We start from the raw sequence: 13,128 nt of genomic DNA on the forward strand, positions 1-13,128 counted from the left end.
TAGAATCGCGTCCTTTTTCGAAGACACTCATTGAATCCCTATGCGTGATCCAGCTGCCACCGCCCCAGAAAACCTGCGCGTCATCGTCGGCATGTCCGGCGGCGTAGACTCTTCCGTTTCCGCCGTACTGCTGATGGAGCAGGGTTACCAGGTGGAAGGCCTGTTCATGAAGAACTGGGAAGAAGACGACGGAACGGAGTACTGCACCGCCATGGACGACCTGGCGGACGCCCAGGCCGTGTGCGACAAGATCGGTATCAAGCTGCACACCGCCAACTTCGCCGCCGAATACTGGGACAACGTGTTCGAACACTTCCTGGCCGAATACAAGGCCGGACGCACGCCGAACCCGGACATCCTCTGCAACCGCGAAATCAAGTTCAAGGCGTTCCTCGACTACGCCCTGATGCTCGGTGCCGACCTGATTGCCACCGGCCATTACGTACGTCGCCGCGACATCGACGGCCGCACCGAACTGCTCAAGGGCCTGGACCCGAACAAGGACCAGAGCTATTTCCTCCATGCCGTCGGCGGCGAACAGATCGCCAAGACCCTGTTCCCGGTCGGCGAACTGGAAAAGCCCGCAGTGCGCGCCATTGCCGAGAAACACGAACTGGCCACGGCGAAGAAGAAGGACTCCACCGGTATCTGCTTTATCGGCGAACGGCGCTTCAGCGACTTCCTCAAGCAGTACCTGCCGGCCCAGCCGGGTGAGATCAAGACCACCGAAGGTGAAGTCATCGGTCGTCACCACGGCCTGATGTACCACACCATCGGCCAGCGCCAGGGCCTGGGCATCGGCGGCCTGAAGGACGCTGGCGACGAGCCCTGGTACGTGCTGCTCAAGGACCTGGAACACAACGAACTGATCGTCGGCCAGGGCAACGAACACCCATGGCTGTTTTCCCGCGCCCTGCTCGCTTCCGAGATCTACTGGGTCAACCCGGTGGACCTGAGCGTGCCGCGCAAGCTGACGGCCAAGGTTCGTTATCGCCAAAGCGACCAGTCCTGCACCCTGGAACAGACCGAAAACGGCTATCGCGCCGTGTTCGATGAACCCCAGCGCGCGGTGACCCCGGGGCAGTCCGTGGTGTTCTACGACGGTGAGGTCTGCCTCGGTGGCGGCGTGATCGAAGTCGCCGAGCCCTGGACCTTCAAGGAACAGCGCCCATGAGCCCGACCCAGGAGCAACTGACGGCGCTAGGCGGTGTGTTTCTCGCCGCGGTGCTGGTGGACAAGATCGCCAAGAGCGGCCAGTCCAGCGAAGCCGGCCTGAGCTGCATGCTCAACAGCCTGCTGGTGCGCGACCCCAAGGACACCCTGGAAGTCTATGGTGGCGACGACCTCCAACTGCGCGACGGCTACCGCGCGCTGATCGGTGCCCTGGAGCGCGACCCCAGCGCCCTGCAACGCGAACCGCTGCGCTACGCCCTGTCGATGCTCGGCCTCGAGCGCCAGTTGGCCAAGCGTGACGACTTGCTGGAGATCATCGGCAAGCGCCTGCCGCAGATCCAGTCCCAGGTCGAGCATTTCGGCCCGTCCCACGAAAACGTCGTGGCCGCCTGTGGCGCCCTCTACCAGGACACCCTGAGCACCCTGCGCCAGCGTATCCAGGTGCACGGCGACATGCGCAACCTGCAACAACCGAGCAACGCCTCGAAGATCCGCGCCCTGCTCCTGGCCGGTATCCGCTCGGCGCGCCTGTGGCGACAACTGGGTGGCCATCGCTGGCAACTGGTGGTCAGCCGGCGCAAGCTGCTCAAGGAACTCTACCCGCTGATGCACAGCGCCTAGGCGCCGTTATCCGCGAAAAGCGCAAGACGCCGGTCGGTTGGCAACAGACCGGCGAGTATTTTCATGTATGATACGCGCCCCATTTCGTTGCCCGACTGTCCGAGAACACCCCATGCAGCTTTCTTCGCTCACTGCGGTTTCCCCTGTTGACGGCCGCTACGCCGGCAAAACCCAGGCCCTGCGCCCAATTTTCAGCGAATACGGCCTGATCCGTGCACGCGTGCTGGTGGAAGTGCGCTGGCTCCAGCGCCTGGCCGCCCACGCCCAGATCAGCGAAGTTCCGGCCTTTTCCGCCGAAGCCAACGCGGTCTTGAACACCCTCGCCGAGAACTTTTCCCTGGAACACGCCGAGCGTGTGAAGGAGATTGAGCGCACCACCAACCACGACGTCAAAGCCATTGAGTACCTGCTCAAGGAACAGGCCGCCAAGCTGCCTGAACTGGCCAACGTCAGCGAATTCATCCACTTCGCCTGCACCAGCGAGGACATCAACAACCTGTCCCACGCCCTGATGCTGCGCGAAGGCCGTGACGACGTGCTGCTGCCGCTGATGCGCCAGATCGCCGAAGCCATCCGCGAACTGGCCCAGCGCTTCGCCGCCGTGCCGATGCTCTCGCGCACCCACGGCCAGCCGGCCTCGCCGACCACCCTGGGCAAGGAACTGGCGAACGTCGTCTACCGCCTGGAGCGCCAGATCGCCCAGGTCGCCGCCGTGCCGCTGCTGGGCAAGATCAACGGTGCCGTGGGCAACTACAACGCCCACCTGTCGGCCTACCCGCAGATCGACTGGGAAGAAAACGCCCGCGCCTTTATCGAAGACGAGCTGGGCCTGGGCTTCAACCCCTACACCACCCAGATCGAGCCGCACGACTACATTGCCGAGCTGTTCGACGCGATCGCGCGCTTCAACACCATCCTGATCGACTTCGATCGCGATATCTGGGGCTACATCTCCCTGGGCTACTTCAAGCAGCGCACCATTGCCGGCGAAATCGGTTCCTCGACCATGCCGCACAAGGTCAACCCGATCGACTTCGAAAACTCCGAAGGCAACCTGGGTATCGCCAACGCGCTGTTCCAGCACCTGGCCAGCAAGCTGCCGATCTCCCGCTGGCAGCGTGACCTGACCGACTCCACCGTGCTGCGCAACCTCGGTGTCGGCTTCGCCCACAGCGTCATTGCTTACGAAGCCAGCCTCAAGGGCATCAGCAAGCTGGAGCTCAACGAGCAGAAAATCGCCGCCGACCTGGACGCCTGCTGGGAAGTCCTGGCCGAGCCGATCCAGACCGTCATGCGTCGCTACAACATCGAAAACCCGTACGAAAAACTGAAAGAACTGACCCGCGGCAAGGGCATCAGCCCCGAAGCGCTGCAGACTTTCATCGACGGCCTCGAAATGCCCGCGGACGCCAAGGCCGAGCTGAAAAAGCTCACCCCGGCCAACTACATCGGCAACGCCGTGGCCCAGGCCCAGCGTATCTGATCGCGCCGTACCCGCTCTGAACGCCCGGCTGAGCCGGGCGTTTTTATTCCAGCCTTAAAAATGCTTTTTTTCAATAGGTTACACATGAATCCTGATACTCCTCTGCAACTTCTGGGCGGCATCACCGCCCGGGAATTCCTGCGTGACTACTGGCAGAAGAAACCCCTGCTGATCCGCCAGGCCATTCCGGATTTCGAAAGCCCGATCGACGCCGACGAGCTGGCCGGCCTGGCCCTGGAAGAAGAAGTCGAATCGCGCCTGATCATCGAGCACGGCGAACGCCCCTGGGAACTGCGCCGCGGCCCGTTCGCCGAAGACGCCTTCAGCCAACTGCCGGAGCGTGAGTGGACCCTGCTGGTGCAGGCCGTGGATCAGTTCGTCCCGGAAGTCGCCGAACTGCTGGAGCACTTCCGCTTCCTGCCGAGCTGGCGCATCGACGACGTGATGATCAGCTTTGCCGCGCCCGGCGGCAGCGTCGGTCCGCACTTCGACAACTACGATGTGTTCCTGCTCCAGGGCCACGGCAAGCGCAACTGGAAAATCGGCCAGATGTGCGATTCCGCCAGCCCGCTGCTGGAACACGCCGACCTGCGCATCCTCGCCGAATTCGAGGAAACCGCCGAGTGGACCCTGGAACCCGGCGACATGCTCTACCTGCCGCCGCGCCTGGCCCATTGTGGCGTGGCCGTGGATGACTGCATGACCTATTCGGTCGGCTTCCGCGCACCGAGCGCCGCCGAAGTGCTGACCCACTTCACCGACTTCCTCGCCCAGTTCCTGCCGGACGAAGAGCGCTATACCGACGCCGACGCACAGCCGGTAGCCGATCCGCACCAGATCCAGCACGACGCCCTCGACCGCCTGAAAAGCCTGCTGGCCGAGCATATGAGCGACGAACGCCTGCTGCTGACCTGGTTCGGCCAGTTCATGACCGAGCCGCGTTATCCGGAACTGGTGGTGGGCCCGGAACTCGAAGAAGAAGACCTGCTCAGCGGCCTGCAAGACGGTGCGATCCTGATTCGCAACCCGAGCGCGCGCCTGGCCTGGTCCGAAGTCGACGACGACCTGCTGCTGTTCGCCAGCGGACAGAGCCGCCTGTTGCCGGGCAAACTGCGCGAGCTGTTGAAAATGATCTGTGCGGCCGATGCCCTGCACGCGGATAATCTGGGGCCATGGTTGGCCGATGAAGATGGGCGTAGCCTGCTGTGTCAGCTGGTCAAACAAGGAAGCCTGGGATTTGCCGATGAATAGAATTCACGTACGTGTCGCGGACTGGCAAAAGGATAACGCCGAGATTCGGCGCATTCGTGAGTCAGTGTTCATTGCCGAGCAGTCGGTTCCGCCGGAGCTGGAGTGGGACGCCGATGACAGTGGCGCCGTGCACTTCCTGGCCTTCGAGGGGGACTTCCCGATCGGTACCGCCCGGCTGCTGCCGGACGGCCATATCGGCCGGGTCTCGGTCCTCAAGGACTGGCGCGGGCTGAAGGTCGGTGACGCGCTGATGCAGGCGGTGATCGGCGAGGCCGAGAAACGTGGCCTCAAGCAACAGATGCTCAGTGCCCAGGTCCAGGCGACCCGGTTCTATGAGCGCCTGGGGTTCAGCATCGTCAGCGAGGAGTTTCTCGAAGCCGGGATTCCCCACGTGGATATGGTGCGCAACTCCGCCTGATTCCACCGCTTGAGCATCACCCAGAACGCCCCGCCATCGGGGCGTTTTGCCGTCCGCGATTCAACTTGACCCACCAATGGCCGAGAAACTGTCAAACTCAAGCCATTGCCCAGTCCAACGCGGAGATAACGGACATGTCCCTACGCACCCTGCTCACCGGCCTGCTACTGACCTGCACCCTCAGCGCCCAGGCCGCCACCGAAATCATTCCCCTGAACTACCGCACCAGCGCCGACCTGCTGCCGGTAGCCCAGGACTTTCTCGGCAAGGACGGCAAGGCCAGCGCCTACCAGAACCAACTGATCGTCAATGCGGAACCTTCCAAGATCAAGGAACTGCGTGACTTCCTCGGCCAACTCGACACCCCGGCCAAGCGCCTGCTGATCAGCGTCGACACCAGCGAAAACAACGACCAGAACAACGGCTACACGATCAACGGCCAGAACCAGACCCGCGTCATCAACTATGGCACCGCCAGTCGCGACGGCGGCATCCAGCAGGTGCAGACCGTCGAAGGCACCCCCGCGCTGATCCAGGTCGGCCAGAGCGTACCGCTGACCACCGCCATCAGCACCAACCAGACCCAGGGTAACGGCTCGAACCAGAATCAGAACCCCAATCAACAGCCCCTGACGCAGATCCAGAGCCAATACCGCAACGTGACCCAGGGTTTCTACGTCACCGCCAGCGTCACCGGCGACATCGTTCACCTGTCCATCAGTACCAATCGTGACCGGATCAGCCAGGAGCGTCAGGATGTAGTGAACGTGCAAAGCACCGACACAACCGTCAGCGGGCGCCTGGGCGAGTGGATCACCCTGGCCGGCGTCAATGGCCAGAGCCAGGCCGACCGACAGGCGCTAACCCGCAGCTACTCGACCTCTGGGCGTAACGACATGACTTTGCGGGTGAAAGTCGACAGCCTGGACTAAAGCACCAAAAACTGACTGGCGAGTCGTATTAGACTAAAGATGTAGTGCCTGAAAAAAAGCACTACAAAATGTTTGACGAGCCAAAAAACCGAAGGCATGATGGCCTCGCTCCCGCTAATCAGGGGCCCTGGCAAGGGCCTTCGGATCGCCGCTCTGACCTACCCACCTGAGCCGATTCGTGTCTGTACCGCCCACAAGGCGCGTTTGACGAGGTTGCGACTGGAACGAAGTTGTCCCGAGGGACGGAAGCGTAATAGGTAGAACGGCAAGATCCCTGAAGTCCGCATAAAGGCCCACGATGCCCCAATGCGCCCGACGGCTCGCCCTCGCCTCGCTCACTTCCCCCTTGAGCCCATCGTTCAATCGTCGCCTTCCCCGCCGAACCGCACCTGAGCGCCTAAGCTTCTGGTCAGCGAGCAGCCGTTTGCCCAAGCCTTCCCTTGAGCATTCGGCGGAGCAAGGAATTCTCCACCCAAGACCTATGCGACGAGGTTTATCTCCATGGCACTGACACGCGAACAGCAAATTGCAGCCCTTGAAAAAGACTGGGCTGAAAACCCGCGCTGGAAAGGCGTGACGCGCACTTACTCCGCCGCTGACGTGGTCCGCCTGCGTGGCTCGGTTCAACCTGAGCACACCCTGGCCCGCATGGGCGCCGAGAAACTGTGGAACCTGGTGACCCAGGGCGCCAAGCCGTCCTTCCGTCCGGACAAGGATTTCGTCAACTGCATGGGCGCCCTGACCGGCGGCCAGGCCGTGCAACAAGTCAAGGCCGGTATCCAGGCAATCTACCTGTCGGGCTGGCAAGTGGCCGCGGACAACAACTCCGCAGAATCCATGTACCCCGACCAGTCGCTGTACCCGGTGGACTCCGTGCCGACCGTGGTCAAGCGCATCAACAACTCGTTCCGTCGCGCCGACCAGATCCAGTGGAAAGCCGGCAAGAACCCGGGCGATGAAGGCTACATCGACTACTTCGCACCCATCGTGGCCGACGCCGAAGCCGGTTTCGGCGGCGTGCTGAACGCCTACGAGCTGATGAAGAGCATGATCGAAGCGGGCGCCGCCGGCGTGCACTTCGAAGACCAGCTGGCTTCCGTGAAGAAATGCGGCCACATGGGCGGCAAGGTGCTGGTTCCAACCCAGGAAGCCGTGCAGAAGCTGACCGCCGCCCGCCTGGCCGCCGACGTTGCCGGTACGCCGACCATCATCCTGGCCCGTACCGACGCCAACGCCGCCGACCTGCTGACTTCGGATTGCGATCCGTACGACCAGCCGTTCGTGACTGGCGAACGCACCCAGGAAGGCTTCTATAAAGTCCGCGCCGGCCTCGACCAGGCCATTGCCCGCGGCCTGGCCTACGCGCCGTACGCCGACCTGATCTGGTGCGAAACCGCCAAGCCGGACCTGGACGAAGCCCGTCGCTTCGCCGAGGCCATCAAGAAGGAATACCCGGACCAGCTGCTGTCCTACAACTGCTCGCCTTCCTTCAACTGGAAGAAGAACCTGGACGACGCGACCATCGCCAAGTTCCAGCGCGAACTGTCGGCCATGGGCTACAAGCACCAGTTCATCACCCTGGCGGGTATCCACAACATGTGGCACAGCATGTTCAACCTGGCGCACGACTACGCCCGCAACGACATGACCGCCTACGTGAAACTGCAGGAGCAGGAATTCGCTGACGCTGCCAAGGGTTACACCTTCGTCGCGCACCAGCAGGAAGTCGGTACCGGCTACTTCGACGACATGACCACCGTGATCCAGGGCGGCTCGTCCTCGGTGACCGCGCTGACCGGTTCGACCGAAGAAGAGCAGTTCCACTGAGTAAGCGAGCAAGCGGCCATTCCAGAGCGAAGCAGAACTAACTGGAATGCCTGAAGACCTGACGCCCCGACTGGTTCGGGGCGTTTTTTTACCCGCTGGAATCGTGCAAGTCATTGATCCAGAGCGGTATCAATTGCGACAAAAAGCGCTAAAACGACGCCCGACGCAACTTTCATCGCGCCGGCGTTTAAAGCCACTACACTTCCCTTCGCGGGCGACCACCAGCATTGGAGCGATCTAGATGATATCAATTATCATTCAATATTCACTTCGTTCATTACAATGCGGATAAAACATAATTAACAAAAAGGCCCCTAATGCCCACAGTACATGGCCTGCAAGCCATCGAGACCTCTACATGTCCTTATTCCAGCCAATAATTTCGCTATAGAAAATTTACTTGCCCGGTGTTTAGCCATAAAATCACCGGGATAGATTGCACTGCGACATATCGTCACTGCTTTTACTTCTTTATCACGCTCAGAGACCCTTGCGCTCTGTTAAGGATTACCCGCATGACCGAAGCGACCGGACTCATGGCCCACAACTGGGGCTTTGCCATTTTCCTGCTCGGCGTCGTCGGCCTCTGCGCCTTCATGCTCGGTCTTTCCAGCCTTCTCGGGTCAAAAGCCTGGGGACGCAGCAAAAACGAACCGTTCGAGTCCGGCATGCTACCCACCGGTAGCGCCCGCTTGCGGCTCTCCGCCAAATTCTATCTGGTCGCGATGTTGTTCGTGATCTTCGATATCGAAGCCCTCTTTCTCTTTGCATGGTCTGTGTCCGTCCGCGAAAGCGGCTGGACCGGATTCGTCGAAGCTCTCGTTTTCATAGCAATTCTGTTGGCAGGTCTTGTCTACCTTTACCGAGTGGGGGCGCTTGATTGGGCTCCGCAAGCTCGTCAGAAGCGGCAGGCGAAGCTGAAACAATGAGGCTTTGGCAATGCAATACAATCTCACTCGAATCGACCCGGATGCGCCTAACGAGCAGTACCCGATCGGCCAACGGGAAACCGTTTCCGATCCGTTAGAAGATCAAGTCCACAAAAACATCTACATGGGCAAGCTGGAAGACGTGCTGAACGGCGCGGTCAACTGGGGGCGTAAAAACTCCCTGTGGCCGTACAACTTCGGCTTGTCGTGCTGCTATGTGGAAATGACCACCGCCTTCACGGCGCCCCACGACATCGCCCGCTTCGGCGCCGAAGTTATCCGGGCATCGCCGCGCCAGGCGGATTTCATGGTTATTGCCGGCACCTGCTTCATCAAGATGGCGCCGATCATCCAGCGCCTCTACGAGCAAATGCTCGAGCCGAAGTGGGTCATCTCCATGGGTTCGTGCGCCAACTCCGGTGGCATGTACGACATCTACTCCGTGGTTCAAGGGGTGGACAAATTCCTGCCCGTGGACGTCTACGTGCCTGGCTGCCCGCCCCGCCCCGAGGCTTTCCTGCAAGGCTTGATGCTGTTGCAGGAGTCGATTGGCCAGGAGCGTCGCCCACTTTCCTGGGTCGTCGGTGATCAAGGCGTATATCGCGCCGAGATGCCGTCGCAAAAGGAACAGCGCCGCGAACAGCGTATCCAGGTCACCAACCTGCGCAGCCCTGACGAAGTCTGATCCAGATCCGCTCTGTAAACAGAAACGAGAAGCTGGCTTCATTCTTTACGTTGACCCAAAGCGATAAGAAACCATGACTACAGGCAGTGCTCTGTACATCCCGCCTTACAAGGCTGACGACCAGGATGTGGTCGTCGAACTGAACAACCGTTTCGGCCCCGAGGCCTTTACCGCCCAGGCCACCCGCACCGGCATGCCGGTGCTGTGGGTGACCCGGGCCAAGCTCGTCGAAGTCCTGACCTTCCTGCGCAACCTGCCCAAGCCGTACGTCATGCTCTATGACCTGCACGGCGTGGACGAGCGTCTGCGCACCAAGCGCCAGGGCCTGCCGAGCGGCGCCGATTTCACCGTGTTCTATCACCTGATGTCGCTGGAACGTAACAGCGATGTGATGATCAAGGTCGCCCTTTCCGAAGGCGACCTGAGCCTCCCGACCGTGACCGGTATCTGGCCAAACGCCAACTGGTACGAACGTGAAGTCTGGGACATGTTCGGCATCGATTTCCCCGGCCACCCGCACCTGTCGCGCATCATGATGCCGCCGACCTGGGAAGGTCACCCGCTGCGCAAGGACTTCCCGGCCCGTGCCACCGAGTTCGATCCGTTCAGCCTGACCCTGGCCAAGCAACAGTTGGAAGAAGAAGCCGCGCGCTTCCGTCCTGAAGACTGGGGCATGAAGCGTTCCGGCGCCAACGAGGACTACATGTTCCTCAACCTGGGCCCGAACCACCCTTCGGCCCACGGCGCCTTCCGGATCATCCTGCAACTGGACGGCGAAGAAGTCGTCGACTGCGTCCCGGACATCGGCTACCACCACCGTGGTGCCGAGAAAATGGCCGAGCGCCAGTCCTGGCACAGCTTCATCCCCTACACCGACCGTATCGACTACCTCGGCGGGGTGATGAACAACCTGCCGTACGTGCTCTCGGTCGAGAAGCTGGCCGGCATCAAGGTGCCGGACCGGGTCGACACCATCCGCATCATGATGGCCGAGTTCTTCCGGATCACCAGCCACCTGCTGTTCCTGGGGACCTATATCCAGGACGTCGGTGCCATGACCCCGGTGTTCTTCACCTTCACCGACCGCCAGCGCGCCTACAAGGTGATCGAAGCCATCACCGGTTTCCGCCTGCACCCGGCCTGGTACCGCATCGGCGGCGTCGCCCACGACCTGCCCCGTGGCTGGGACAAGCTGGTCAAGGAGTTCGTCGACTGGCTGCCAAAACGCCTCGACGAGTACACCAAGGCCGCCCTGCAGAACAGCATCCTCAAGGGTCGGACCATCGGTGTCGCCGCCTACAACACCAAGGAAGCCCTGGAATGGGGCGTCACCGGTGCCGGCCTGCGTTCCACCGGTTGCGATTTCGACCTGCGTAAAGCGCGCCCGTACTCCGGCTACGAGAACTTCGAATTCGAAGTCCCGCTTGCGGCCAACGGCGACGCCTACGATCGCTGCATGGTGCGCGTCGAAGAAATGCGCCAGAGCATCAAGATCATCGACCAGTGCCTGCGCAACATGCCGGAAGGCCCGTACAAGGCGGATCACCCGCTGACCACGCCGCCACCGAAAGAGCGCACGTTGCAGCACATCGAGACCCTGATCACGCACTTCCTGCAAGTTTCGTGGGGCCCGGTGATGCCGGCCAACGAATCCTTCCAGATGATCGAAGCGACCAAGGGCATCAACAGTTATTACCTGACGAGCGACGGCGGCACCATGAGCTACCGTACCCGGATCCGCACCCCAAGCTTCCCCCATCTGCAACAGATCCCTTCGGTGATCAAAGGCAGCATGGTCGCGGACTTGATCGCGTACCTGGGTAGTATCGACTTCGTTATGGCCGACGTGGACCGCTAAGCATGAACAGCCCGCTTATCCAGACAGACCGTTTCGCCCTCAGCGAAACCGAGCGCTCGGCCATCGAGCACGAGTTGCATCACTACGAGGACCCGCGCGCGGCGTCCATCGAAGCCCTGAAGATCGTCCAGAAGGAACGTGGCTGGGTGCCTGACGGCGCGCTCTACGCCATCGGCGAGATCCTCGGCATTCCGGCCAGCGACGTCGAAGGCGTCGCGACCTTCTACAGCCAGATCTTCCGCCAGCCGGTGGGTCGTCACATCATTCGCGTCTGCGACAGCATGGTCTGCTACATCGGCGGCCACGAGTCGGTGGTCGGCGAAATCCAGAGCAAGCTCGGCATCGGCCTGGGTCAAACCACCGCCGACGGTCGCTTCACCCTGCTGCCCGTCTGCTGCCTCGGCAACTGCGACAAGGCCCCGGCGCTGATGATCGATGACGACACCTTCGGCGACGTCCAGCCTGCCGGCGTTGCCAAACTGCTGGAGGGCTACGTATGACCCTGACTTCCTTCGGCCCTGCCAACCGCATTGCGCGTTCGGCAGAAACCCACCCGCTGACCTGGCGCCTGCGTGATGACGCCGAGCCCGTGTGGCTCGACGAATACCAGGCCAAGGACGGCTATGCCGCCGCCCGCAAGGCCTTCGCCGACATGGCCACGGACGATATCGTCCAGACCGTGAAGGACGCCGGCCTCAAGGGTCGCGGTGGTGCAGGCTTCCCCACCGGGGTGAAGTGGGGCCTGATGCCCAAAGACGAATCCATGAACATCCGCTACCTGCTGTGCAACGCGGATGAAATGGAACCCAATACCTGGAAAGACCGCATGCTGATGGAGCAACTGCCCCATCTGCTGATCGAAGGCATGCTGATCAGCGCCCGCGCGCTGAAGACCTACCGGGGCTACATCTTCCTGCGCGGCGAATACGTCACCGCCGCCAAGCACCTCAACCGTGCGGTGGAAGAAGCCAAGGCAGCGGGCCTGCTGGGCAAGAACATCCTGGGCAGCGGCTTCGACTTCGAGCTGTTCGTCCACACCGGCGCCGGGCGTTATATCTGCGGTGAAGAAACCGCGCTGATCAACTCCCTCGAAGGCCGTCGCGCCAACCCGCGCTCCAAGCCGCCCTTCCCCGCCGCCGTCGGCGTCTGGGGCAAGCCGACCTGCGTGAACAACGTCGAGACCCTGTGCAACGTGCCGGCGATCATCGGCAACGGCATCGACTGGTACAAATCCCTCGCCCGCGAAGGCAGCGAAGACCACGGCACCAAGCTGATGGGCTTCTCCGGCAAAGTGAAGAACCCTGGCCTGTGGGAACTGCCATTCGGCATCACCGCCCGCGAGCTGTTCGAAGACTACGCCGGCGGCATGCGCGATGGCTTCAAGCTCAAGTGCTGGCAGCCCGGCGGCGCCGGTACCGGTTTCCTCCTGCCCGAACACCTGGAAGCGCAAATGTACGCCGGCGGCATCGGCAAGGTCGGCACCCGTATGGGCACCGGCCTGGCCATGGCGGTGGACGACAGCGTCAACATGGTTTCGCTGCTGCGCAACATGGAAGAGTTCTTCGCCCGTGAGTCGTGCGGTTTCTGCACCCCTTGCCGCGATGGCCTGCCGTGGAGCGTCAAGCTGCTGCGCGCGCTGGAGAACGGCGAAGGCCAGGCCGGCGACATCGAGACCCTGCTGGGTCTGGTCGGCTTCCTCGGCCCGGGCAAGACCTTCTGTGCTCACGCACCGGGTGCCATCGAGCCATTGGGCAGCGCCATCAAGTATTTCCGTCCGGAGTTCGAGGCTGGCATCGCACACAAAAGTGCAGCCGTCCCGCCTTTGGCGCGGCCGATCGTAGTCGGCGCATAACGTATCGAAAGGGAGGGCGGTCCGTGCCGCCCTCTTGCTCGCCTGAAGACGCACTTGTGATGCGCCAGGCGAGGACCAGGATTCCATTAGCCACGCCCG

Annotated in this window: 12 protein-coding genes; all 12 read left to right on the forward strand. The window is 61.8% G+C overall.

Annotated features, from left to right (window positions below):
* The first annotated feature begins 40 nt into the window (after positions 1–40).
* The 12 genes from mnmA (at position 41) to nuoF (ending at position 13,029) form a co-directional block, all read left to right on the forward strand.
* Complete coding sequence (mnmA, locus tag HX830_RS29695; RefSeq protein ID WP_177104230.1) at positions 41–1,174, forward strand: tRNA 2-thiouridine(34) synthase MnmA; 1,134 nt, start codon at positions 41–43, stop codon at positions 1,172–1,174.
* On the forward strand, positions 1,171–1,794 hold the full coding sequence (gene hflD / locus HX830_RS29700; protein ID WP_103494152.1) for a high frequency lysogenization protein HflD: 624 nt from the start codon (positions 1,171–1,173) through the stop codon (positions 1,792–1,794). The genes mnmA and hflD overlap by 4 nt, the downstream gene beginning before the upstream one ends.
* Positions 1,795–1,906: 112 nt before the next feature.
* A complete protein-coding gene (purB, locus tag HX830_RS29705; protein WP_177104232.1) occupies positions 1,907–3,277 on the forward strand; it encodes an adenylosuccinate lyase in 1,371 nt (456 codons plus the stop codon).
* Between the two features lie 84 nt (positions 3,278–3,361).
* Complete coding sequence (locus HX830_RS29710; RefSeq protein WP_177104234.1) at positions 3,362–4,528, forward strand: ribosomal protein uL16 3-hydroxylase; 1,167 nt, start codon at positions 3,362–3,364, stop codon at positions 4,526–4,528.
* Complete coding sequence (locus tag HX830_RS29715) at positions 4,521–4,946, forward strand: GNAT family N-acetyltransferase (protein ID WP_177104236.1); 426 nt, start codon at positions 4,521–4,523, stop codon at positions 4,944–4,946. Before HX830_RS29710 ends, HX830_RS29715 begins: the two co-directional genes overlap by 8 nt.
* A 134-nt stretch (positions 4,947–5,080) precedes the next feature.
* Complete coding sequence (locus HX830_RS29720; RefSeq protein ID WP_177104238.1) at positions 5,081–5,878, forward strand: secretin N-terminal domain-containing protein; 798 nt, start codon at positions 5,081–5,083, stop codon at positions 5,876–5,878.
* A 501-nt stretch (positions 5,879–6,379) separates the two neighbouring features.
* Positions 6,380–7,705 (forward strand): isocitrate lyase, encoded by a 1,326-nt coding sequence (aceA, locus tag HX830_RS29725; protein WP_103495052.1) that lies wholly within the window; start codon positions 6,380–6,382, stop codon positions 7,703–7,705.
* A 515-nt stretch (positions 7,706–8,220) separates the two neighbouring features.
* A complete protein-coding gene (locus HX830_RS29730; protein WP_010444610.1) occupies positions 8,221–8,634 on the forward strand; it encodes an NADH-quinone oxidoreductase subunit A in 414 nt (137 codons plus the stop codon).
* A 10-nt stretch (positions 8,635–8,644) separates the two neighbouring features.
* Positions 8,645–9,319 (forward strand): NuoB/complex I 20 kDa subunit family protein, encoded by a 675-nt coding sequence (locus HX830_RS29735; RefSeq protein ID WP_100940076.1) that lies wholly within the window; start codon positions 8,645–8,647, stop codon positions 9,317–9,319.
* Positions 9,320–9,392: 73 nt separating this feature from the next.
* Positions 9,393–11,177, forward strand: a complete 1,785-nt coding sequence (gene nuoC / locus HX830_RS29740) for an NADH-quinone oxidoreductase subunit C/D (RefSeq protein WP_177104240.1) — start codon at positions 9,393–9,395, stop codon at positions 11,175–11,177.
* Between the two features lie 2 nt (positions 11,178–11,179).
* Positions 11,180–11,677 (forward strand): NADH-quinone oxidoreductase subunit NuoE, encoded by a 498-nt coding sequence (gene nuoE, locus HX830_RS29745; RefSeq protein ID WP_040069325.1) that lies wholly within the window; start codon positions 11,180–11,182, stop codon positions 11,675–11,677.
* Positions 11,674–13,029, forward strand: a complete 1,356-nt coding sequence (gene nuoF, locus HX830_RS29750; RefSeq protein ID WP_103495049.1) for an NADH-quinone oxidoreductase subunit NuoF — start codon at positions 11,674–11,676, stop codon at positions 13,027–13,029. The genes nuoE and nuoF overlap by 4 nt, the downstream gene beginning before the upstream one ends.
* The last annotated feature ends 99 nt before the right edge of the window (positions 13,030–13,128 follow it).

Origin of the sequence: Pseudomonas gingeri, assembly GCF_013385425.1 — a bacterium.
In the GTDB taxonomy this organism is placed as follows: domain Bacteria; phylum Pseudomonadota; class Gammaproteobacteria; order Pseudomonadales; family Pseudomonadaceae; genus Aquipseudomonas; species Aquipseudomonas gingeri_D.

Excerpts from the sequence above, each read along its gene's own strand:
- HX830_RS29730 (WP_010444610.1), top strand. The coding sequence starts at position 8,221 with ATGACCGAAGCGACCGGACTCATGGCCCACAACTGGGGCTTTGCCATT.
- mnmA (WP_177104230.1), top strand. The coding sequence starts at position 41 with ATGCGTGATCCAGCTGCCACCGCCCCAGAAAACCTGCGCGTCATCGTC.
- nuoE (WP_040069325.1), top strand. The coding sequence starts at position 11,180 with ATGAACAGCCCGCTTATCCAGACAGACCGTTTCGCCCTCAGCGAAACC.
- HX830_RS29735 (WP_100940076.1), top strand. The coding sequence starts at position 8,645 with ATGCAATACAATCTCACTCGAATCGACCCGGATGCGCCTAACGAGCAG.
- HX830_RS29720 (WP_177104238.1), top strand. The coding sequence starts at position 5,081 with ATGTCCCTACGCACCCTGCTCACCGGCCTGCTACTGACCTGCACCCTC.
- hflD (WP_103494152.1), top strand. The coding sequence starts at position 1,171 with ATGAGCCCGACCCAGGAGCAACTGACGGCGCTAGGCGGTGTGTTTCTC.
- purB (WP_177104232.1), top strand. The coding sequence starts at position 1,907 with ATGCAGCTTTCTTCGCTCACTGCGGTTTCCCCTGTTGACGGCCGCTAC.
- nuoF (WP_103495049.1), top strand. The coding sequence starts at position 11,674 with ATGACCCTGACTTCCTTCGGCCCTGCCAACCGCATTGCGCGTTCGGCA.
- aceA (WP_103495052.1), top strand. The coding sequence starts at position 6,380 with ATGGCACTGACACGCGAACAGCAAATTGCAGCCCTTGAAAAAGACTGG.
- nuoC (WP_177104240.1), top strand. The coding sequence starts at position 9,393 with ATGACTACAGGCAGTGCTCTGTACATCCCGCCTTACAAGGCTGACGAC.
- HX830_RS29710 (WP_177104234.1), top strand. The coding sequence starts at position 3,362 with ATGAATCCTGATACTCCTCTGCAACTTCTGGGCGGCATCACCGCCCGG.
- HX830_RS29715 (WP_177104236.1), top strand. The coding sequence starts at position 4,521 with ATGAATAGAATTCACGTACGTGTCGCGGACTGGCAAAAGGATAACGCC.